This is a genomic window from Botrimarina colliarenosi (assembly GCF_007859955.1).
In the GTDB taxonomy this organism is placed as follows: domain Bacteria; phylum Planctomycetota; class Planctomycetia; order Pirellulales; family Lacipirellulaceae; genus Botrimarina; species Botrimarina colliarenosi.
Map to the genome: position 1 here is coordinate 116,651 of NZ_SJPR01000005.1, position 20,991 is coordinate 137,641.

General features: G+C 64.9%; 18 protein-coding genes. 5 read left to right on the plus strand and 13 right to left on the minus strand.

The genetic code is table 11. The annotated features are described in order from the left end of the window. Window positions 1–100 precede the first annotated feature (100 nt). Window positions 101–1,135: a DUF1559 domain-containing protein gene (locus tag Pla108_RS16710; RefSeq protein WP_231934539.1), complete on the plus strand. Its 1,035-nt coding sequence runs from the start codon at window positions 101–103 to the stop codon at window positions 1,133–1,135. A 68-nt stretch (window positions 1,136–1,203) separates the two neighbouring features. Further along, a complete protein-coding gene (locus Pla108_RS16715; RefSeq protein ID WP_146446116.1) occupies window positions 1,204–3,444 on the plus strand; it encodes a penicillin acylase family protein in 2,241 nt (746 codons plus the stop codon). 429 nt (window positions 3,445–3,873) lie between these two features. On the opposite strand, the gene Pla108_RS16720 is transcribed toward Pla108_RS16715, so the two are convergent. Next, window positions 3,874–5,100 carry a hypothetical protein gene (locus Pla108_RS16720; RefSeq protein ID WP_146446117.1) on the minus strand — a complete coding sequence of 409 codons (1,227 nt, stop codon included), beginning with the start codon at window positions 5,098–5,100 and terminating at the stop codon, window positions 3,874–3,876. Between the two features lie 939 nt (window positions 5,101–6,039). On the opposite strand from Pla108_RS16720, the gene Pla108_RS16725 reads away from it, so the two are divergent. Beyond that, window positions 6,040–6,945 (plus strand): DUF4142 domain-containing protein, encoded by a 906-nt coding sequence (locus tag Pla108_RS16725; RefSeq protein ID WP_231934540.1) that lies wholly within the window; start codon window positions 6,040–6,042, stop codon window positions 6,943–6,945. A 275-nt stretch (window positions 6,946–7,220) separates the two neighbouring features. Here Pla108_RS16725 and Pla108_RS16730 read toward each other — a convergent pair whose 3' ends face one another. The 4 genes from Pla108_RS16730 to Pla108_RS16745 form a co-directional block, all read right to left on the minus strand. Next, a complete protein-coding gene (locus tag Pla108_RS16730) occupies window positions 7,221–8,816 on the minus strand; it encodes a glycoside hydrolase family 43 protein (RefSeq protein ID WP_231934541.1) in 1,596 nt (531 codons plus the stop codon). A 73-nt stretch (window positions 8,817–8,889) separates the two neighbouring features. Continuing rightward, entirely contained in the window at window positions 8,890–9,933 is a 1,044-nt protein-coding gene (locus Pla108_RS16735) for a zinc-dependent alcohol dehydrogenase family protein (RefSeq protein WP_146446118.1), read from the minus strand. Between the two features lie 243 nt (window positions 9,934–10,176). Continuing rightward, window positions 10,177–10,593, minus strand: coding sequence for a bifunctional nuclease family protein (locus Pla108_RS16740; protein WP_146446119.1), 417 nt, complete (start codon window positions 10,591–10,593; stop codon window positions 10,177–10,179). A gap of 284 nt (window positions 10,594–10,877) precedes the next feature. Next, window positions 10,878–12,317: an SLC13 family permease gene (locus Pla108_RS16745; protein WP_146446120.1), complete on the minus strand. Its 1,440-nt coding sequence runs from the start codon at window positions 12,315–12,317 to the stop codon at window positions 10,878–10,880. Window positions 12,318–12,516: 199 nt separating this feature from the next. Here Pla108_RS16745 and Pla108_RS16750 point away from each other — a divergent pair, with 199 nt between their 5' ends. Then, window positions 12,517–13,791, plus strand: a complete 1,275-nt coding sequence (locus tag Pla108_RS16750) for an outer membrane protein assembly factor BamB family protein (RefSeq protein ID WP_146446121.1) — start codon at window positions 12,517–12,519, stop codon at window positions 13,789–13,791. Between the two features lie 78 nt (window positions 13,792–13,869). Here Pla108_RS16750 and Pla108_RS16755 read toward each other — a convergent pair whose 3' ends face one another. From Pla108_RS16755 to Pla108_RS16775, 6 genes are all read right to left on the minus strand, one after another. Beyond that, window positions 13,870–14,331, minus strand: a complete 462-nt coding sequence (locus Pla108_RS16755) for a hypothetical protein (RefSeq protein WP_146446122.1) — start codon at window positions 14,329–14,331, stop codon at window positions 13,870–13,872. A 204-nt stretch (window positions 14,332–14,535) separates the two neighbouring features. Continuing rightward, a complete protein-coding gene (locus Pla108_RS21665; protein WP_390615927.1) occupies window positions 14,536–14,925 on the minus strand; it encodes a transposase in 390 nt (129 codons plus the stop codon). Beyond that, window positions 14,894–15,304, minus strand: coding sequence for an IS5 family transposase (locus Pla108_RS21670; protein ID WP_390615929.1), 411 nt, complete (start codon window positions 15,302–15,304; stop codon window positions 14,894–14,896). The genes Pla108_RS21665 and Pla108_RS21670 overlap by 32 nt, the downstream gene beginning before the upstream one ends. Continuing rightward, window positions 15,301–15,951, minus strand: a complete 651-nt coding sequence (locus tag Pla108_RS16765) for an AlbA family DNA-binding domain-containing protein (protein WP_146446124.1) — start codon at window positions 15,949–15,951, stop codon at window positions 15,301–15,303. The genes Pla108_RS21670 and Pla108_RS16765 overlap by 4 nt, the downstream gene beginning before the upstream one ends. 233 nt (window positions 15,952–16,184) lie before the next feature. Further along, the gene (locus Pla108_RS16770; protein WP_146446125.1) at window positions 16,185–17,549 is read right to left on the minus strand and encodes an alpha-L-fucosidase; all 1,365 of its coding nucleotides are present in this window, start codon (window positions 17,547–17,549) and stop codon (window positions 16,185–16,187) included. Between the two features lie 28 nt (window positions 17,550–17,577). Further along, a complete protein-coding gene (locus tag Pla108_RS16775; RefSeq protein ID WP_146446126.1) occupies window positions 17,578–18,045 on the minus strand; it encodes a DUF6428 family protein in 468 nt (155 codons plus the stop codon). Window positions 18,046–18,145: 100 nt separating this feature from the next. On the opposite strand from Pla108_RS16775, the gene Pla108_RS16780 reads away from it, so the two are divergent. After that, the gene (locus Pla108_RS16780; RefSeq protein ID WP_146446127.1) at window positions 18,146–18,916 is read left to right on the plus strand and encodes a hypothetical protein; all 771 of its coding nucleotides are present in this window, start codon (window positions 18,146–18,148) and stop codon (window positions 18,914–18,916) included. A gap of 11 nt (window positions 18,917–18,927) precedes the next feature. Here the strand turns inward: Pla108_RS16780 and Pla108_RS16785 are convergent, their stop codons facing one another. Continuing rightward, entirely contained in the window at window positions 18,928–20,451 is a 1,524-nt protein-coding gene (locus Pla108_RS16785; protein WP_146446128.1) for a vWA domain-containing protein, read from the minus strand. Window positions 20,452–20,694: 243 nt separating this feature from the next. Further along, window positions 20,695–20,895 (minus strand): hypothetical protein, encoded by a 201-nt coding sequence (locus Pla108_RS16790; RefSeq protein ID WP_146446129.1) that lies wholly within the window; start codon window positions 20,893–20,895, stop codon window positions 20,695–20,697. Window positions 20,896–20,991: the final 96 nt, after the last annotated feature.

Consider the following 20,991-nt stretch of genomic DNA (forward strand, 5'->3'; position numbering starts at 1 on the left):
AGAGATGATTTTCGCACCGCGGGTTGACGAAAATAGCCAGGATGATGAAACTCCAGCATCCACCATGATACAAGGTCTCAATAACAAGTGGCGCCAAGTGTTGAAATCCCCGCAAACCGTCGTTGGCAGGCTTTGTAAGTCCAGCAGGAGAAAGGGTTTCACGCTCGTTGAGCTGCTGGTGGTGATCGCCATTATTGGCATCCTGGTCGCCCTGCTCCTGCCGGCCGTCCAAGCCGCCCGCGAGGCCGCCCGCCGGGTCCAGTGCCAAAACCAGATGCGACAGCTCGGTCTGGCGATGCTCAATTACGAGACCGCCATCGGCCGCTTCCCGCCGCTGATCGATACCCGCGTCGAACAGTTCCGTTGGTCGGCGCCCGCCCGGATCCTTCCCTACCTGGAAGAGGGCGCCATCTACGACGCGATCGACTTCGAGGCGTCGTACGAAACGCTGCCGTTCAACGGCGGCCTGCTGCAGGCCACCAAGATCGACGCCCTGCTCTGCCCCAGCGAGGTCCGCAACGAGCAGCGTCTCGCGTCGGACGGCACACCGGAACATTACCCCCTCAACTACGGCGTCAACGGCGGCGTCTGGAAGGTCTTCGACCCCAGTGACCTCAGCGACGGCGGCGGCGCCTTTGTCCCCGGCGTCGGGTTCACATCCGCCAAGTACGTTGACGGGATGAGCAAGACGCTGATGCTCGCCGAGGTGAAGGCCTACACCCCCTACAAGCGCGACGGCGGCGAGGACTTGCCGACGGTCCCCGACCCCAACGACCCCGCGGCCATTTGCGGCTTCAGCGGCGATGAGAAAGCCGACTCGGGTCACACCGAGTGGGTCGACGGCCGCGTTCACCAATCAGGGTTCACCGCCACGTTCGCGCCGAACACCGAGGTGAAGTGCTCGATTGCTGGCAATGAAGTCGACTCGGATTTCAATAGCTACCGAGTTCGTACACCGGTCGATCCCGCCGCCGCGACGACGTACGCCGCCGTGACGGCGCGTAGCTATCACTCGGGCAGCGTCGTTAACGCCGCCCTCATGGACGGCTCCGTCCAGACGGTGTCCTCCGACATCGCGATCGAACTGTGGCGCGCCCAGGCGACCCGCAACGGCGAGGAAGTCGTCGCCGAGTAGCGCCCGCGGAAAAAACGGCGTGGCGCCGTTCCCTACGCTGCTCCGACGCCACGCCGTAAACTGCCGGCATGGAAAAGCTGGACCTCAAAGCGTCGCGCGTCGAATTCACCGCCCACCGCGACGCGGCTGGCGTGCCGCAGGCCGAGTGTGGGTCGTGGCTCGAGGCCGTCTACGCCCTCGGCTACCTGCACGCGCTCGACCGGCCGACGCAGATGCACTTCGCCCGCACCGTGGCGGCGGGCCGTGCGACCGAGCGGATCGCCAACCGGCCCGAACTGCTGGAGATGGACCGGCTGATCCGGCGGTCGGGCGTCCACCGGCGGTTGGCGGCCGAGGTCGGGATGCTGCCGCCGCGGATCCTCGATCAGCTCGAGTGGTACTGCCGCGGCGTGAACGACGGCCTCAGCGAGGTCGGCCGCACGCTGCCGATGTGGGCCGTCGGGTTCCAGCCCGAGCCGTGGGACCCCGAGGCGGTGATGCTGATCGGCAACCTGCTGTCGTTCGCCGGACTCGCCGTTGGCGAGCAGGAGGCCGAGCGGGTGATCCTCGAGTTGATCCAGCTCGGGATCGACGACGACCGCCTCCGCGAGTTGTTCCACCCCTACCTCGATGGCGTCGACTTCGCGCCGCTCCGCGACGTGCAGTTCGGCAAGCAGATGTCGGACGACGCGCTCGAGGTGCTCGCCGACTTGCCGCGTCTGGCCGGCAGCAACGCCTGGGCGGTCGCTCCCAGCCGCAGCGCCACCGGCGGCGCGATGTTGGCGTCGGACCCGCACTTAGAAGTGAACCGGCTCCCCGCCATCTGGTACGAGGCGGTCCTCCGCTGGCGCGACGCCGACGGGCGGCACGAGTACGCGATGGGCGCGACGCTCCCCGGCTGCCCGCTGATGGCCGTCGGCCGCACGTCGCGGCTGGCGTGGGGCGTCACCTACATGCACGCCAACACCAGCGACTACTTCATCGAGGACATCCGGCCCAAGCCGCAAGCCGACGGCGCGTGGCAGTACCGCCGCGGCGATGCGTGGGTCGACTACCACCCCCGCGTCGAATCGATCGAACGCCGTGGCGCCAAGCCGGTCGAGCAACTCGTCTACGAGAACGAGGTTGGCGTCCTCACCGAACCGCCGACCGAGGCGGGCAAGCACTTGTCGGTCGCGTGGATCGGGACGCATCCGGGCGGCGGCAAGGCGATCGGCGCCTGGCTCGACGTTATCGCGGCGCCCTCGACCAAGGACGCGATGGACGCGGTGCGGCATTCGGCCCACCCGTCGCTGGTGTGGGTCTTCGCCGACTGGCTCGGCCACATCGGCAAGCAGGCGAGCGGCTGGCTCCCCGTCCGCCAGCGCGCCTCCGGCCTGGTGCCGGTTCCCGCTTGGGAGGAATCCAACCACTGGCTCGGCGTCGTCGAGGCCCAGCGGCTGCCACGCGAGTACGACCCGGCCCGCGGCTTCGTCGCCTCGGCCAACGAGGAGCTCTACCTGGCCGACGGCACGCCGCTCCATTCACACGGGCTGCACGACTACCGCCGCCGCCGCATCGACGAGCGGCTCACCGAGCTGCCGCACGCCACGGTCGACGACATGCAGGCCCTGCAGTACGACGTCGTGAGTCTCCACGCCCACGGCCTGTTGCCGGTGCTGCTCACGCACTTGGCGGACAACCACCCGCTCAAAGAGCGGCTGCATAACTGGGACTGCCGGTTCGATCCCAACAGCGCCGAGGCGGCCCTCTTCATGGCGTTCTACCGGCACGTGTTGCTCGAGGTCTTCGGCCACAACACCGGCATCGGCCTGCGGCGGATGATCTACCTGGCGACCCGCATCGGCTACTCGGCGATGGTGCTCACCGCCTGCGACCGGACCCTGCCGAAGGTGACAAGCAGTTGGTGGCGGAGCCGCGACAAGCAAGGCATGATCCGCCGCGCCGCCGACCGGGCGATGGCCGAGCCTCCCCAACGCTGGCGGGACGTCAACGCGTTCCACTTCACCGACCGTTTCTTTGGCGGCTCGCTCGGCCGGACGACGACGGGCCGGCTGCTCGGTTTCCAATCGGGCCTGACGCCGATGCCCGGCTGCCACGCCACGCCGTTCCAGGGGCATCTTAAGGTGACCGCGACGCGCGAGAGCACGTTCGCCCCGAGCTACCACTTCATCGCCGACCTTTCGACGAGCGAAGCATGGACCAATCTCCCGGGCGGACCGAGCGAGAACCGCTTCAGCCGTTGGTACAAAACCGACGTGCCGCGCTGGACGACGGGCGAATACAAGCGGCTGCTCGGTTCGCCCCCCGCCGGGCCCGACGGCGTCTGACGTGCGGCGGCCAGTTTCAGCGAGCTATTTTTTGGAACCGATCCCTGAACGGGGAGCGTGGTCGTTCCAACAATTCGGGTTCGCGCACGTGGCCAAATCGTTGGTGGACAGGGCCCACGTGGGGAACCCCCGTGGGGAACGAGTCGCTTAACGGGGCCGCTTGGATACGTGCGATTTGATCGCGTAAGCGAAGTCGCTTCGGCTTTTTCACGCCGAGACAGCTCCGAACTCCAGTGCAACTCGCCGCGGTGATGTCCACCGAAGCGAGTTGGCAGAGCCGCTATCTGCGGTAGGCCGATGCAACCTCGCCCAGTTTGAGCGGTGGCGAGCAGAACGAGGTTGAGCTGACCGACGCGGAGTCGGCAGGTCGCTTAGTTCCGGGTGTTGATCCAATCTACGCGGCGTGGACCAGCGAATCAGGGCTTTACCTTACGAACGGGGACCGGCTGAGGCGGGGCGACAAGGCAAGACTGCCGCCATCGTGAGCACCAGGAGGGACATTCCAGTTGATTCGGGAACGTAACGAATCTTTGCGACTAGCCCGTCGGACTGGCCTGATGCTTGAAATGCATTCAAAGCCACATACGCGTTGCCCCAATTATCAAGTGACACCGAACGCGCAGAGCGGATCCCACCGCCTAACCCGATAGAGTCTCGTAGTTCTCCATGAGTGTCAAACACGGCAAGAAAGGGCTCGAATCTCGAACTCGTAAAGCCCCCAGCGATTCCGATCACGACCGCGTTGCCCCAAGCATCGACTTCGATAGACGTCGCCCAGCTTCCGTCGCTGCCGAAATTACGGGTCCATTGCAATTCCCCATCGGGGGTCAACTTCGAAAGAAACGCACCATTGGTTCCGCCAGTGTCAAGACTTCCCTCGTTATCGAAACCAACGGCATAGACATTTCCAAACAGATCGACCGCGGCATCGCCTGCATAATCGCAGGAAGTCGTTCCTCGTTCAAAGTCCCATTCAATACCGCCGCTACTGCCGACTTTCGCGACGTAAGCGTTGCCGCGCGGGTCGCTCGTGCCAGTGAGATACATCGATCCCTTGCTATCAAGCGCACCGATCGAGGGAATCTGTACGTCAATCGCCAACGGTTCGGTCCATTCGATCTCTCCCGAGCTTGCCGTCCGAGAGGTCACGTATCCAGATTCGCCGTAGCCGACAACCGCCAGTGAACCGAATTGATCGAACCCCGCTGATACGATCGCTCGATCCGTCTTGAGCTCCGATCTGCTGACAATCTGGCCCGCGTGATCTATTCGTACCAGGTTCGGAGTCTTGGAACGATCTTTCGCCACTTCTTGCGTGAGCATCGTGAACACGACCGCGTTTCCCACAGAGTCCGACGTGATCGCCCATATCTGATCCTCCAATTCGCCACCGAACACAGTGGTAGCCAGCGGTTCGCCAGCGGGCGAGAATCGGGAGACGAATGCGTCGTGCAATAAGGGGTTCAGCCCCGGCGGTGCGACATCGGTTGTCCCCGCGAGCAGTACATCGCCGTCTCTGCTCACGTGAATGTCGTTGGCGAAACGGCTGTTGGCAACGGTGCGAACCCACTCAATTGTGGCTGCATGTCCTTGTGAAATGACAGTCGCGAGAACCGCCACAGTAGCAGCAGCGATCGGTCGGCGAGACTCGGGCATTGGTTCTCTTGGCTAGGGACTACTGGTCAGCTTAAGTCGGATCATGAGTCGATGACTTGTGGCTAGGGGAAAGCAGATAACCCTCCTAACACTGTTCTACTAGGCCGAAAGGGTGGCCGCCATGTCACACGCCATCTCTGCGGCCTTGCGGATTGCCGTTGACCCGCTCTTTCACCCGAACGATTTCCCAATCTGCCGAAGTGCATCTCCCCTCGACTAGGCTATGCGTTGGCCGTCAGACTCGGTTGCATCAACTTCGCCCTGCCGTTGCTACCTCGAACTCGCGTCGGTGCCCGTCACTTCGGCAGGTCGCTAACTCGCGACGGCGCCGCTCACCTCAGTGAGTTTCGAGTACTGGCGATTACGGCGGCTTAGTCGTTTGACACGGTGGGAAACGAAGAATAAGGCTCCTCTCCGGGTCGCACTGGCGGAGCCAGCGGCACACGCCGACGGGGTTCCAATCTCTCGTTCCACCGCGGTGGTCGTCATCCCCGCTCCGCGGTAGTCAACGAGCGACACTAACGCCGCCCGCGTTTCAGCCAACGGGATCGTGCGTCGACAAGCCGCCGTGGGTCGATTCCTTCCCTCGGATACCAAGTCGAACAGGGCCGGGTGGCGGTGGGCTTGGAGGCCGTACCTGCCGACGAACTCGAGTTCCCAGCCGAGGACGCGGCCCATCGCGACGCGGGCGTCGGCCTCGCCGTGCGTTCGGGTCGACGATTGCCGCGGCGGTCATCACGCCCGACAGGTGACTAAGTCAACCCGTGGACCGTGACCCAACCTCCCCGGACGCGGCGCCACGTCTTGAGAACTAAGGCAGTCAGTCGTGATCGAGTGATCGCCCACCGTCGCTTTGGAACGGTATCTGCACCGGGGTACGGGACGACCCCGGCGACGTCGCGGGGGCAATCACTTATCCGATGAACCAGGAGCTCCCCCATGACAATGCGTACTTTCACAGCGACAGCACTCGCTGTTGCTCTCACCACAGGACTAGGCGTCGCGACGGCGCAGGACGTCGGCAAGGCGGATGTTTCGCCCCAGGAAGACATGTCGTTCGATACGCGGGTGGGCAACGAGCCCGAGTCGTTCAACGAAGGCCAGCGCGGCGCGACACGTCCCGCCAACCGGGCTCAGTACCAACCGGCTGGGCAGCAACCGGCTGGGCAACTCGGCGCGCAGGGTGAGCGTTACGAAGCCCGCCGCGTCGTGAATGCTGGCGCCACTCAGCAGGGCGTCACCATTCAAGAAGCCCTCGTCAAGAAATTGACCAAGGCGAATGACGCCGAGATCGAGCTCGCGAAGATGGCGCAAGAGAAGACCGACAACGACGAGGTCCGCAAGCTCACCAAGACGATCATCGAGGACCACAAGGCGCTGAACGAGTCGCTGCAGCAAGTTAGCAAGCAGCAAGGCAACGACCGCAACTCGCCCAACTCGAACTCGAATGACCGGGGCCAGACCAACCAGAACGCCAATCAGGCGAACCGGCCTCAACTCGGTCAGAACCAGGGTCGTCCGATGACCGCCAATGGCCAGCCGTCGGAGACCATACCGCAGCAATTCTGCGACATTGGAGAAAAGGCGTGCGATAACGCCCTCAAGATGACCAAGGACATGCTGAAGGACTACGACGGTCAAGACTTCAACATGGCGTACCTCGGTCAGCAGTGCGTCGCCCACACGATGATGCTCGCCGAACTCAAGGCGATCCAGAGCGAGGGGCCTCAGGAGCTGAAGTCGGTTGCCGAGAAGGCGATCACCAAGGTCGAGAAGCACCTCAAGACGGTCAAGCAGCTCGCAAAGGACCTTGAGGACGACCGGGAAGGTTCGAAGAACAGCTAATCCTTACCCTCTCGGATGAGGCAATCGAACGACGGCCCGGCTCTACCAAGAGCCGGGCCGCTTTTTTTGGTTTCAGCCCCGAGGGCGACTGGCCAGCCGTTCCGTCGATCAGCCGCAGGGCGCTAGCCCCGGTTCTGTCGCGAGGTGGAAACACCGAATGAACCGGGGCTAGCGCCCTGCGGCTGATTGCTGGTTCCGTAGCCTCCGATTCACCACGGCGTCTATCGAGTGGCGTTGGTTGTCGGCAAGTCGGATCTACAATACGGCCGTTGCCGCTACTTGCCACTCTCGATCGTGTCGCTGATGCGGAAGTAATTGAAGTCGGCGGCGCCGCCCGCTTGTTCGGACGCCAGGTTGAAAAAGGCGAATCGGTAGCCCATGAAGTGCGGGAGCGTGTACCGCATCTTCAGGGGGGCGCCGAGCGGTATCCAATCGGCCTGCTCATCGAGACGGTAGGCAAAGTAAGCCTGGTCCTCGCCGCGTGGGCTAAAGTCACACTCGACGCGTAGTTCGACAACGTCTTGCGAGAGCGGCAGCCGGGCTTCTTCAACCGGCTCGTCGCCGTTGGCGGTGGTCAAGACGAGCGACTTGCCGTGGGCGTCGATCCGTACGCCGACGACGCCGTAGTGCCGCTGCAACACGCCGAGGCCGGCGTAGTCGCCCGGTTTCATGCCCGACGTGTCGAGCCGCGTGGTCGCCGCCGACTCGGGGCCGAAGGTTCGCTGGGTGAGCGTGTTGCGGGTTTGGAGGAAGTCGTCGTCGGTTCGACCGGTCGTCAGGCGCAGCCAACCCGGGCGTGCGTTGAGTGACCAGAGTGCGGCCACGGGGTTGTGGTTCCATTGCCACGCCAGCGGCAACGGCCGGTCCCCCGGGGCGCGGTCGAACTCGTCCGATCCGACGAGGGTCTCCAAGCCATCGGGGTCGGCCGGCAGGTCGAGCGTCGTGGGCGCCTTGCCGTCGACGCCGAAGACGGGCCAACCCGCCTCCCAATGGACCGGGACCAAGAACGGCGTGCGGCCGACCGCGCTGTAGTCTTGGAACAGCAAGGCGTACCAATCCCCTTCGGGGGTGTCGACGATGGTCCCCTGGGCGACGCCTTGGTCGCTGAGGACGACGCGTCCCTCGTAGGGGCCGGTGATCTTTTCGGCGCGATGAACGATCTGAGTGCGGACGCCCCCCCGCGGCCACGTGATGTTAAACAGATAGTACTTGCCGTCGTGCTTGATGAGTTGAGACCCTTCGGCCCGTAGCATGATCCGGTCGCCCGCCACGCGGCTGGCGTCCGTAACAATCACCTGGTCGACGCCGCCCGGCTTGACGCCCGACACGTCGGCGGTCAGCTCAACAAGCCGCAAATCGCCGCCGCCGTAGACCATGTAGACGCGCCCGTCGTCGTCGAAGAAGAGCGAACTGTCGTGAAGCGAGGGCTTGAACGCGTTCGCCCGCCACGGTCCCTTCTCCGGGTCGCGGGTCGTATAGACGTGGGTCTTGCCGGTCGTCGAAGAAAAGGTCGTGACGTAAAACTGTCCGCCGTGGTGGCGGAGGCTGCTCGCCCAAGAGCCCCGCCCGTAGGCGTTGGCGCCGTTCGCTAGATTCAGAGCGTCGTTGTCATCAAGGGTGTCGTAGGCGTAAGCGATCAGGTCCCAATCAACGAGGTCGTGCGACTTCATGATGGGCACGCCCGGCGCCATATGCATCGTCGTGCTGCTCATGTAGTAGGTGTCCCCCACGCGGATGACGGCCACGTCCGGGACGTCGGCGAAGAGGATCGGGTTCGTGGCTTGCTGACCCGGAGCGGCCGAGGCGCTCCAAGAGCTGCTCGCCAGTGTGAGAAGGCCGACCAACAAGGCCGCTGGCGTACGTGTGTTCAAACGAGAGTGACCGACAACCATGGCGAATGAAGAGAGCACTTGCGTGCAGTTAGAGGTAATTGTTTCGAACAACTCAATTTACTGCGATGATTGTCATCCCGGCCCCACGGTAGTCGCCGAGCGCCGCTAATGCAGCCGGCGCTTCGGCCAGTGTAATTGTGCGGTCGACGAGCCGTAGCGGGTCGATTCTGCCGTTGGACACGAGCTCGAAGAGGGCCGGGTAGCGGTGGGCTTGGAGGCCGTGGCTGCCGACGATCTCGAGTTCCCAGCCGAGGACGCGGCCCATCGCGACGCGGGGGTCGGCGTCGTCGCCCACGAGCAGGCCGACCTGCACGTGGCGGCCGCGGCGGCGGAGGCACGCCAGCGAATTGGCGAACGTCGCGCGGCTCCCCAGGGCGTCGAGCGATGCGTCGGCGCCGCCGTGCGTTAGATCAACGATCGCGGCAGCAACGTCGGGCGTTTCGCTGGCGTTGATCGTCGCGACGGCGCCGAAGGCCTTGGCGAGTTCGAGGGGCTCGGGGCGGATGTCGATCGCGATCGGCCGGGCGCCGAGCGCCGCGGCGGTCATCACGGCCGACAGGCCGACGCCACCGCAGCCGTGGACCGCGACCCAATCGCCCGGCTGCGGCGCCGCTTGGATCGCGACGGCGCGGTAGGCGGTCGCGAGCCGGCAGCCGAGGCTCGCGGCGGTGACGCTTGTCATGCCCTCGGGGAGCGACAGCAGGTTCTCATCGGCGTAACGCACTGCGACAAGCTCGGCGTACGAACCCCACGCGCTGAAGCCGGGTTGGAACTGTTGGGGGCAGACGTGTTGATCGCCGCGCTCGCAGGTGGAACAGTGGCCGCAGCCGCCGACGAACGGGATGGTGACCCGCTCGCCGCCACGCCACTTGGTGACGTCACGGCCGACGGCGACGACGACGCCCGCCAGCTCATGGCCTGGCACATGGGGCAGCGAGCGGATGTCGGGGTCGTGGCCTTGCCAGCCGTGCCAGTCGCTGCGGCAGAGGCCGGTCGCTTCGACGCGGATGACGACGCCGTCGTCATGCGGCGTGGGGTCGGCGACGGTCGCCAACTCGGGCGGCGCGCCGAAGGCGTGGTAGAGGACCGCTTGCATGCGAGGCAGCGAGGAAGGCAAGGCGAAAAGGGAACGAACACGATGCCCCAGAGTATCCCCCTCCTTTTTACGGAGGGGCTAGGGGAGAGTCGCGTTACTCCGTGGCGTGGCCGGCTTGGGGGCGGAGGCCGGCGTGGCACAGGGAAGCGATCGCCGCGGGACGCTCTCTCCCCTCACCTAACCTCTCCCCTCAAGGGGAGAGGGATAAAGAAAAAAAAGCCGGCGTCGATTGGGATCCCGTGCTCAGCCCTCTTGCTGCTCGCGCATCACATCGTTCAGCACGTCTTCGCTCACAAAAATCGGCAGCGGCGGCTCGCAGGTGACGGCGACGGCGATGGCGTCGCTCGGGCGGGCGTCGATCTCCAGCAGCTCGCCATCCTGGCGGACACGGAGGCGCGCGTAGTAGACGTGGTCACGCAGTTCGGTGATGACGACGTCTTGCAGCTGGCCGCCTAGTTCTTCGATAGCGGCGACCAACAGGTCGTGCGTCAACGGCCGCGTCGTCTCGAGGTGCTTGACGTGCCGGTCGATGCTGGTGGCCTCGAACCAACCGATAAGGATCGGGAAGCTGCGGGGGCCGTCGACTTCCTTGAGATAGACGACCTGCTGATCGTTGATCTCGCTAATGATGATCCGCGACAGCTCCATAGCGACCGGCATGGCGCGATTCCTTACGACGACGAGCGGGGAGTGGGGGCGTGGCGAGGGCAGACCGCAGTATAGCCAGTGGACGGCGATTTGTGCGTGGGGTTGGTGGCGAAGTCGGAACCGCTGCGAAGTTGAAACCGCCAAGTCGCCAAGAGCGCTAAGGTGCGCCAACCGCTTTCTTGACGAGATCAACAGGATTGGCGGGATCAGGGTTCCCTCCTGTCGATCCGGTGAATCCTGTCCAAGCCTTCTTCCTGGCGAACCTTGGCGCTCTTGGCGTCATGGCGGTTCCCCTCTCAAACCCCCAAGAGCAGCGTCGCCAACGCCGTCACGACGACCACACCGATCAGGTTGAGCGCCAGGCCTTCGCGGGCCATGTCGCGGGCCTCGACGCCGGCGCCGTAGACGGCCGCGTTCGGGGGGGTCGCGACGGGGAGCATGAAGGCGAAGCTGGCGCTGATGGCGGCGGGGAACATCAACAGGCTCGCCTCGATTCCGGTCGACTGCGACATGGCGGCCAATAAGGGCATCAGCATCGCCGTGGTGGCGGTGTTGCTGGTGACCTCGGTGAGGAACGTCACGGCAAGGCAGAGGCTGCCGACGAGCAGCGGTGTGGGCATCGTCGCCAACGCGTTGAGCGACTCGCCGAGGGCGTCGCTCAGGCCCGAGTTGCCGAACGCACGGGCCAGCACCAAGCCGCCGCTGAACAGCAGGAGCATGCCCCAAGGGATCTTCACGGCGGTCTGCCAGTCGAGCAGCTTGGGGGCGGGCTCGCCGGGCCCGGAAGGTTCGCCCGAGGGGATCAAGAAGAGCGCCACGACCGCCAGGAGGCCGACGCTGGCGTCGTTCGCCCCCGGGAGGCCGAGGGCGCCGCTCCAACCACCGAACGGGTCCTTACGCATTATCCACAGGAGGGCCGTCACGCCGAAGACGACGAGCGTCCGCCACTCGGCGGTGCGCCAGGGTCCCGGGTGCGGCAGGTCGGTCTCGGCCGGCCCGCCCAGACCGCGCGACAGCCAGAACGCCGCGATCGGCAGCATCACGACCGCGACAGGCAGGCCAAAGGTCATCCACGTCATGAACGTCGGCTCGGCCCCCGAGACGGCGGCGTATTCTTGCAGGCAGATCAGGTTGGGGGGCGATCCGATCGGCGTCGCGACGCCGCCAATGTTCGCTCCGTAGGCGATCGACAACAGCAGCGCCGTCCGCAGCCGCCGGTCGGTCACCCCTTGCAACGCGGCGACGCCGATCGGCAGCAGCATCAACGCCGTGGCGGAGTTCGAGACCCACATGCTGACCCCCCCCGCGGCGAGCATGAAGCCGAGCACCAACTGCCGGCCACTGACGACGGGCGCCCCCTCGCCAGAGACGGGACGCGCGGCGATCGCCCGGGGGCCCAGCGCGCAGAGCCGGATCATGCCGATCGCCAGCCGGCGGTGCCCGCCGCTGTGCTCGAGCGACGTGGAGAGGATGAACCCGCCAAGGAACAGCAGCACCATCGGGTTGCCATACGCCTCGCCGACTTCCTTCGCCGAGACGATGCCGAGCAGCGGAAAGAGGGCGACCGGCAAGAGCGACGTCACCGGGATCGGGATCGGCTGCGCCACCCACCAAATCGCGCACAGCGCCGCGATCCCCGCTGTCCAAGCGGCGGCGGGGCTGAGGCCCTGCGACACACTAAACAGGCCGATCGCGGCGGCGGCGAGAGGTCCCGCGTAAAGGGTGAGGCGTTGCATACCGGGGCGACGTGAGAAGCAAGACGAGGGGGCCAGAAGCGGGGTCCGGCGCCTATCGTAGCCGCTCCGTCGAGGGGGTGTCGCGTCGCCCTCAGCGGGCGGCCAGCGGAAAACAGGGAAGGAAGTAGTTTGGCGGCGTGCGTCAAGACGGTTAGGCTTGGGGACGCGGCTCTACACCTTCCCCCGGGAGTTCGGTGCGATGCTCAAGTCGGCTCTAGCGATCACGCTGTTCCTTGGCGCCGCCCTCGCCGAGGGACGCGACTGGCCCCAGTTCCGCGGTCCGGAAGCGACGGCGATTGCCGACGCGGCCGGGGTCCCCGCTACCTGGAGCGGCACGCAGAACGTCGCCTGGGCGATCGACGTGCCGGGCGACGGCTGGTCGGCCCCCATCGTCGTGGGCGACAGGGCGTTCTTAACAACGGCGGTTCCGGCGCAGCCCGGCTCAAGCGTGCTGCGCTTCGAGACGCACTGCTACGACGTCGCCACGGGCGAGCTGCTGTGGAAACGCTCGGCGCGCGAAGGCGAGCCGCGCGAGCCGACGCACCGCGACAACACGTTTGCGAGTGAGACCCCCGTCACCGACGGCGAACGCGTCTATTCGTACTTCGGCATGAACGCCCTGGCGTGCTACGACCTGTCGGGCGAGCCGGTGTGGCAGAAGGACCTCGGCGCCTACCCGATGGACAACGGCTGGGGCACCTCGAGCAGCCCCGCGGTCGCCGACGGAAAACTCTTCGTACAGATCGACAACGAGGCCGACTCGCACCTCGTAGCGCTCAACACCAATGACGGCAGCGAGGCGTGGCGTGTCGAACGGCCCGGCGAGGACTCCAACTGGAGCACGCCGGTCGTCTGGAACAACTCGCAGCGCACCGAGCTCGTCGTGGGGGGCCGGACCATCCGTTCCTACGACCTGGCGAGTGGTGAAGAGCTGTGGTCGATGGAGATCGGCGGCCGCAGCTCGGCGACAGCGACCCCGATAGGCGACGTCCTGTACGTCGGCAGCGAGGACCGCAGCTCGCGCGGCGGCACGGCGGGCGGCCTCTTCGCGGTGAAGGCGGGCGCGTCAGGAGCGATTGACGTCACCGACCCCAACGCCGAGGGCCTGGCGTGGGCCAACCTGCGCGGCGCGATCGGCATCGCCTCGCCCCTCGTCTACGACGGCTTCATCTACGTCCCCGAGCGCCGCGGGGGCGTCGTCCGCGTCCACGACGCGGCGACCGGCGAGCAGGTGAACCGCAAACGGCTCCCCGGCGGCGGCGTCTTCTGGGCCTCCCCCCTGGCGATCGACGGCCGGGTCCTCGTCATGGACGAGGGGGGCAAGACCTTCGTCCTCGAACCGGGCGCCGAGCTCAAGGTGCTGGAGGTCAACGAACTCGACGGCCGCTTTTGGTCGACCCCCGCGGTGGTCGATGGCGCACTGCTGATCCGCAGCCAGCGCAAGCTGTACTGTGTGCGAGCGGCGGGTCTGTAAGCTCAGAAGGGGTGTCGAGATGCGAAGCCTCTTCCCGGCAACGTTCCTAGATCAGTTGCGAAAACTCGCAGGGTAGAGTCAATCGTCGTCGACTTCTTTTTTAACGTCGGAGTCGGCGAGTTCGATCAACTCGTCGGCGGTCATTGAGGTGCGGGTGATGTCCGCGTCGATTGTGAGCGTGAATTCTTGAGGCTTCGCTAGGTTCGCAGCGAAGAGATGCCGTTTGATCTCGAACTCGCCGCTCTGTCCAACGCCAAGATAGAACTCATCAGTCCAGACCTTGCGTCCTGGCTGAAGGTTGCCGCACTCAATCTCCACCTTCGTTTCGTGTTCGCCCCTATCAATGTCCACGTAGCCATCGCGTCGCACCACTGGACGAATCTTCAAGTCCCGCATCGGATTGGCAACGAATCGGTTTTCCCTGCGTTTTGGAACCTCCGGCGCCTCAGACCAGTCGATGATTCCATAGTCTTGACCGTTTGGAACGCAGATTTCGACTCGCACATCTTTGGCGGCAGCTTCCCCCGTATTCAGCACCATAAGTCGGCTCGTCTTGATAAGCCGATGGAAGAACGTGAAGTTGGCAAACTCGGTGTAGAAATCCGCATTTAACCGGTCGTGAAGACTGAGCGACGATACGCTCGGTAATTGAAAGACTCCACCTCCGGGCAGACAGATTGGTGCCGGAGTGTCGTCCAGTATCGGGAGTTGCTCGGCCTTAGAGCGTGTCCAATAACCATCATTTTATAACCGTTTGACCATCAGTTGGATCATGGCGACTTGGACGAAGGCGGTGTCGCTCTCGGTGGTTCGCTCGAACGACTTGGCGAGCCGTCGCGATCGGTTGAGCCAGCCGAAGGTGCGTTCGACGATCCAGCGTTTCTTCTGGAGCACGAACCGCCCGCGGGGACGCGTGACAATCTCGACCAGCCAAAGCCATTTTACGAACGCCCAATCGACAACGGAGCGGTACGCCGTGTCCGCCCAGATGACCTTGGGGAACTTGACCGACTCGCGCAACGCCGCCAGGGCGAGTTTCGCCCCGTCGCGGTCCTGCACGTCGGCCGGCGTGACCACGAGGGCCCACACCAGCCCCAGCGTGTCAACGACCACGTGCCGCTTGCGGCCGAGCACTTTTTTTTCCGGCGTCGTAGCCGCGAGGCCCGCCTTGCTCGGTCGTCTTGATGGTCTGGCTGTCGAGGACCGCCGCCGTGGGCTTGGCCGATCGCCCCGCCTTCTCGCGGACCCGCTCGCGGAGCTTCGTGTGCAGACGCTCCCACGTGCCGTCCGCCTGCCACTTGCGGAACCAGTGGAACACGATCCGGTAAGGCGGGAAGTCGTGCGGAAGACCACGCCAGGTGCAGCCGTTGCGTGTGACGTACAGGATCGCGTTGACGATCTCACGCTTGCTGTACTTCGACGGGCGGCCGGTGGCCGCGTCGGTGGGGACCCAGGGCTTCATCCGCCGCCACTGGTGGTCCGTCAGATCGGTCGGGTAGGGCGTCCTGCTCATGCAAGGGACGGTAACCGCTCTACCCACCTGCTCAAATAGCAGTTATTGGACAGCCTCTTAGGCATCTCGCAATACTCAGCGGACCAGTTGATCAGGTTGCCGAGGGGCTTCGCTTGCTTCGTCTCCGCGAACTCGATCGAAAGTTCTGCCTGGTCATGCAGAGCGTTTGCTGCCTTCCCCATCTGTGCAATCTCGTCGGGCGTGGCCGGCTTCGTGGGATCGGTGGAACTTCCTCGGCGGACGTAGACGTCCCCCTTCTTGAGCTTGCCGAAGTCCTTCTTCAAATAGATTGGGCGGTCCTGTAGCTCGACACGAATGACTCCGATCTGGAGCCCTTCGATAGGAACAGTTGCGTAACCGAATTGGACCGGTTTGTTGGTGAGATTGTTGACGAATTGCTGAAGAGAGTGATCGGCCAAGTGATCGTTAATGCCGACGACATTACTGCGGCAACCAATCGCCTCTTCCACGCCGATCAAAATGTAGGCATCCGATCGACGCCACCCATTGGCGAAACCAAGGATGTCCTTTATCAGTTCAGACTTTTCTTCCTCCGATGCCTTGGCGAATTTGTACTGCTCCCTTTTGAAGTCGAGCGTAGCACTCTCGTCTTCGTAAAGCAGTCGTTCCAGGAATGCGGAATCCATGGCAGTCGAAGTCTGTTTAGGTCCAGGGCGGTTGGGTAATTGTGGCTACTTCGGTGTTGGCTGCCTCTGCCAGCGTTGACTGACTTCTCGGCCCTACTGAGCAATGCGTCGAGTTCCCTGCGGGAGTACAAATCGGTACTTGTTCACGGTGTGGCTGCGTTCGGCGATCTTACCGCTACGGCCTCAGTTTCGGAGCGTGTTCGGCGACACACCGCTAGGCGTCGGTCGACTCGCTAATCGCCGGTGGCGACGAGCACCATGTCGATCGCCTCACTGTCCGCTTGCGGCAGACGCACCGCCAGCGAACCATCGTCGCCGGCGCGGCTCTCAACCGCTTCGCCACCTTCAAACACCTTGAGGGCTCGCCCGCTCAGCTCGCCGGCGCCGGCGAGCGTCGTCCAACCCTCCCCGTCGGCGTCCGGCCTCTTGAGTAGGTGCACATAGATCGTGCCGGGCTTCGCTGTGGTGACGCCCCACGCTTGTGGTGAAATCGGGCCGCCGCGCGTGCCGTAGATCGTCTCGCCATACTGGTCGAGCCACTCGCCGACGCCGCGTAGCCGTTCGGCCGAAACGTCGTCGATCGTGCCGTCGGGTTTGGGGCCGACATTCAGGAGGAGGTTGGCGTTCAGGCCGGCGGCGCGGACCAGGTAGCCGACGAGTTGCGACACGCTCTTGTGGCGGTGGTCGCCGGCGTTGTAGCCCCAGGCGCCGTTGATGGTGTCGCACGTCTCGAGCGGCAGCTGGCCGATCACGGCGTCGGGGCTGAACCCGCCCTTGTTCTGCCCCGGCAGGTCGCGCTCGAACATCTGGAAGTCCTCGCCGGCGAAGGGCTCGACATGATGGTTCGAGCCAATGAGCGCCGCCGGCTGAAGCCGATGGATCAGCGCGTAGGTCTCGTCGAGCCGCCAGTCGATGCGGGTCTGCTTGACCGGGGCGTCCTTCGTCTCCTTGAAGTTCTTCGATTGCTGGTCCCACCAGCCGTCGAACCAGATGCCGGCAACCTCCCCGTACTCGCCTCCGAGGAGCTCGCTGAGTTGGGCGTTCATGAAGTCGACGTACTTATCGAAGTCGCCCTCGTCGGGCCGCCCCGCGGTTTGACCGGTCCGGCCCCGCGGGAAGTAGTCGGGGTGACGCCAGTCGAGTTGCGAGTGGTAGAAGAACAGCTTGAGGTCGTGTCGCTTGCACGCCTCGGCGAGTTGTTTGAGCACGTCCTTGCCGTAGGGGGTGCGATCGACGATGTCCCAGTCGGTGACCTTCGAGTCCCACATCGCGAAGCCGTCGTGGTGCTTCGACGTGATCGTGACGTACTTGGCGCCCGCCGCTTTGAAGAGCCGGCACCAGGCGTCGGCGTCGAACTCGGTCGGATTGAACCGCTCGGCGATCGGCTCGTAGTCGGCGACCGTGATCTTCTCGATGTTCATTACCCACTCGCCGCGCTCTAGCACGCTGTAGACGCCCCAGTGGAGGAAGACGCCGAACTTGGCGTCCTGGAACCACTCGCGCGCGGCCAGGTTCTCGGGCGTCGGTTCGTAGGCGCGGGCGGCGAGGGGCGCCCCGAGCAGAACCAAGGAGACGAGGAGGATGACTAGGTTGTGCATGGAGAAGATTCTGGGAGGAGAGTGTTTCTTAGCAACAGCCGGGGCGGTCGCCGCAGCCGAGCGTCGTCAATTGGGGCAGCCCGCCGATGCCGCAAGCGTCCTCGGCGAGACAGGCGGTCTGTTTAGGCCGCAAGCGGATCACGACCGTCTCGCCGCGGCGCACCACCGAGTCGACCACGTCAATCGAGACGCTCCGCTCTTGGTGTTCGACCTCCACGACGGCGTCTTCAGGCAAATCAAGCTGCTCGACCAGGGCGAGGATCTTCGCCAGCTTGGTCGTTGTGAGCCGGTGGTCGATGTCGCCTGCGACAAGCGTCTGCAAGCCACAACGCACCTCGGTGCGGCGCACGCCGCCACAATCGACAAAGTCCTTGGTGACCGCGCTGACCTCCGTCACGTGGAAGTGATCGGCGATCGCGGCGCCATCGGCCAATTCGACACGCAGCGAGCAATCGGGGTTGGCGGCGATCGCCGCACGGAATTCAGCCACCTTCATCGGTTCCGTCTCGGGGGTTTCTAGGCCAGAATCTTATCAGAGCGGACGCCGTACGCCGAGCATTCTCGGACGCGGGCCGCCGGTTTCGGATTGATCGCCCATGGCCAACTCCCTGTCCGCCCCCCGCCTCGGCAACGCCTGCCCGCTGCTGCCGCCGAGTTGGGACGTCCCGAAGGAATTCCGTGAGCGGCTCGGCGACGACGTGGGGCGTCAGCGGATGGTCCAGGCCGATGGGCATCTCCTCTTGGTGCTGCACGCGCCGCCCCGATCGGGGGAAGACCACCGCGTCGGCCGGCTCTTCTGGCGGAATCCGCAGGGGCAGTGGAAGCCGGCCGGGCTGACGCACTCCGAGCCGGCGATCGCCGAACTCCTCAGCGAGTACGAGCGGATGGCGACCGAGATCGACACGCTCGAGGATGGCGCCGCCGCGGCCGAGGACTATTTCGACATCCTCACCGAACTCGGTCCGATGACGCGCTCGGCGAACAACCTCTCGACCGTGCTGGAAGAGTCCCGCCTGGTGGCCGACGACGATCGGCTGCTGCTGCTGATGCGTGACCGCGCGTACGCCCTGGTCCGACGGCTCGACCTGATGCAGAAAGAGGCCAAGACATCGCTCGACTTTGTCGTCGCGCGGCGGGCCGAGGAACAAGCCGAGTCGGCTCGGCATCAGGCCGCGGCCGCGCACCGGCTCAACCTACTCGTGGCGTTTTTCTTCCCGTTGGCGACGCTCGCCGCCGTGCTGGGGATGAACCTGAGCAACGGCTTGGAGCAAGTCGATGTCGCCACGGCGCCGGCGCCGCTGCTTGTCGTGAGCGGCCTCGCCCTGGCGCTCGGCGGCGTGTTGGCGTGGCTGGTGTCACGTTGTTGAGCAGAGCGGACTCAGATCCCGCAATCGAACGGCAAGATCTGTCCCGGCGCGATCGTGACTTCCTCGGCGATCAACAGCGGCCCTTCCCTGCCCGGCAGCGTGACCTCGATGTCAAAGACTCCCGGCCGGACCAAGTAGGGAAGCCACAAGCGGTTTCCGATGTCGGTCGTCGTGCGGACCTCGAGGGCCAGTTGGCGTCCGACGGGAGGCGTCGGGCCGTCTTCCGTCGCGTCGGCGATGGACTCGGTGTGACGCAGCAACCGCCAAGCAAGGATCGGCGCCTCGAGGGACCGAAAGCGGATGCCGCTGTCAATCGTGACGGTCGTTGTCCGTCCCGGACGGACGACCACTTGCTCCGCCACGGTGGTCGGCCCCTCAACGCCCTTGTACTGGAGGGCGATGTCGTAAACCCCGGGGAGGATCGGCTTGTCGAGGAAGTTGTACTCGCCGTTGTCGTTGTCCAGCACCCGGACAACGCATGCGCCGGTCCCCGAACGCCGCACCTCGACCGCGTCGATCGGAAACGGCGGCGTCGTTTCGAGGCCGATCATCTGCGGATCGGGGTTCAATGCCGGGACGTAAAACGCGATGGCCCCCAATTCGACCTCAACCCGCCTCCCCTTCTCGATGGAAATCGAGCCGAGGTCCGACGGGGTCGGCTCGCCATAGCTGGGGGTCGCGAAAAACGCGGTCAACCGATAGCTCCCGGAGAGCAGGTTGTGGTTGGAGACCGAGTCGGGCGTGCTGATCGACTTGACAAGCTTTCCATCCGTAATCCGCGAGACCCGGAGGGAATCGAGGCTCCGCTTGGCGTCGAACGGCATCGAGACCGCCAGCTTGCCAATGCCGGGCCGTCGGTCGGCGGCGGCGAGTCCCCTGTCGGCTTCACCGGTCGACGTCGCCTCGGTGACGAGCTGGCGGAGCGTCGCGAGCAGCGACCCGCCCCCCTCGGCCTCAAGGCGTCGCCCGCCCGACACCTGGGCGATCTGGTGCAGCTTGGACGTTGCGGTCGCGGTCGCGCCGAAGGCCACCACGTCGATTGCGAAATGACTGCCGGCCGCTTGCAGGCGTTCGACCGTCTCGACCGGGTCGGCGCCGCAGGTCGCTTCGCCGTCGGCGATCAGGATGACCCGCGCCGAGTCGCCCAGCTCAAGGAGATGGTCCGCCGCGGTCAGGAGGGCCGCTTCGAGGGGGCTCTTCCCGTGGGCTTCAAGACCGTCAATCGCTCGCAGCAGTGGCGCCCGCTCAGAGGTTCCGTCGAGCAGGGGCGTGAGAATCTCGACATCGTCGCAGCGTCCCTTCCAACGGTGGCCGAAAGCGACGAGTCCTACCGGCGTCTCCGCGGGGAGGCCGGCAACGAGGTCCGTCAAAGCCGACTTGACCGTGTCGATTTTGCGATCGCCGTCGAGGGCTTGCCCCATGCTCCCCGAGGCATCCACGACGAAGACAATCGCGGGCGAATCGGCCCGCGTCGCCGTCGTCGAAAACGCCAACGCCATGCCGAGTACAGCGAACGAAGCTCGCAGCCCAACCACGCGTATCTCCGATACAGGGGGAACAAACCGCCGCGACAACTGCCGAGACGATCCGAAAATGGAAGTGAAATCGTGGGGTGGGCGCCGGAGTTTGGCGGCCGACCCCCTCTTTGAAAATCTAGCCCACGAGGCGCCGGAGAAGCGCGGCCAACGTGGACTCACCGCAACTGAAGGGGGACGGCGGCAGCGGTTCGACCGATTTCACCGGCAACGGATATCACGATTGCGCAGGGGGCTGCGCTTTCACCGATGCCGTTGCTGTTCCCGGAGGTTTCCGTCGCCGTCGTACCGGACCGCCGCCATGTAGACCGCGATCACGACCAGGACGGGGGAGAAGACGTAGTAGAGCCAGATCCCCGAGAAATACCCCGCGGCGATCGACGCCACGATCGCGGTCGCGAAGACCCACCAAGTCTCGCGGAGAAATTGTCGGAGACCTTTCATTCGGCGGGGCTGTCGGGACGAGTCGGAGCCGCCTCGCAGAGGGGGCCGAGCGATCGCCGCAGCCTATCGAAAGATTCCGCGGCGGCGCCAGTTCAC

Excerpts from the sequence above, each read along its gene's own strand:
- Pla108_RS16770 (WP_146446125.1), bottom strand. The coding sequence starts at position 17,549 with ATGCACAACCTAGTCATCCTCCTCGTCTCCTTGGTTCTGCTCGGGGCG.
- Pla108_RS16720 (WP_146446117.1), bottom strand. The coding sequence starts at position 5,100 with ATGCCCGAGTCTCGCCGACCGATCGCTGCTGCTACTGTGGCGGTTCTC.
- Pla108_RS16790 (WP_146446129.1), bottom strand. The coding sequence starts at position 20,895 with ATGAAAGGTCTCCGACAATTTCTCCGCGAGACTTGGTGGGTCTTCGCG.
- Pla108_RS16750 (WP_146446121.1), top strand. The coding sequence starts at position 12,517 with ATGCTCAAGTCGGCTCTAGCGATCACGCTGTTCCTTGGCGCCGCCCTC.
- Pla108_RS16735 (WP_146446118.1), bottom strand. The coding sequence starts at position 9,933 with ATGCAAGCGGTCCTCTACCACGCCTTCGGCGCGCCGCCCGAGTTGGCG.
- Pla108_RS16715 (WP_146446116.1), top strand. The coding sequence starts at position 1,204 with ATGGAAAAGCTGGACCTCAAAGCGTCGCGCGTCGAATTCACCGCCCAC.
- Pla108_RS21670 (WP_390615929.1), bottom strand. The coding sequence starts at position 15,304 with ATGAGCAGGACGCCCTACCCGACCGATCTGACGGACCACCAGTGGCGG.
- Pla108_RS16745 (WP_146446120.1), bottom strand. The coding sequence starts at position 12,317 with ATGCAACGCCTCACCCTTTACGCGGGACCTCTCGCCGCCGCCGCGATC.
- Pla108_RS16775 (WP_146446126.1), bottom strand. The coding sequence starts at position 18,045 with ATGAAGGTGGCTGAATTCCGTGCGGCGATCGCCGCCAACCCCGATTGC.
- Pla108_RS16765 (WP_146446124.1), bottom strand. The coding sequence starts at position 15,951 with ATGGATTCCGCATTCCTGGAACGACTGCTTTACGAAGACGAGAGTGCT.
- Pla108_RS16780 (WP_146446127.1), top strand. The coding sequence starts at position 18,146 with ATGGCCAACTCCCTGTCCGCCCCCCGCCTCGGCAACGCCTGCCCGCTG.
- Pla108_RS16725 (WP_231934540.1), top strand. The coding sequence starts at position 6,040 with ATGACAATGCGTACTTTCACAGCGACAGCACTCGCTGTTGCTCTCACC.
- Pla108_RS16755 (WP_146446122.1), bottom strand. The coding sequence starts at position 14,331 with ATGGTGCTGAATACGGGGGAAGCTGCCGCCAAAGATGTGCGAGTCGAA.
- Pla108_RS16740 (WP_146446119.1), bottom strand. The coding sequence starts at position 10,593 with ATGCCGGTCGCTATGGAGCTGTCGCGGATCATCATTAGCGAGATCAAC.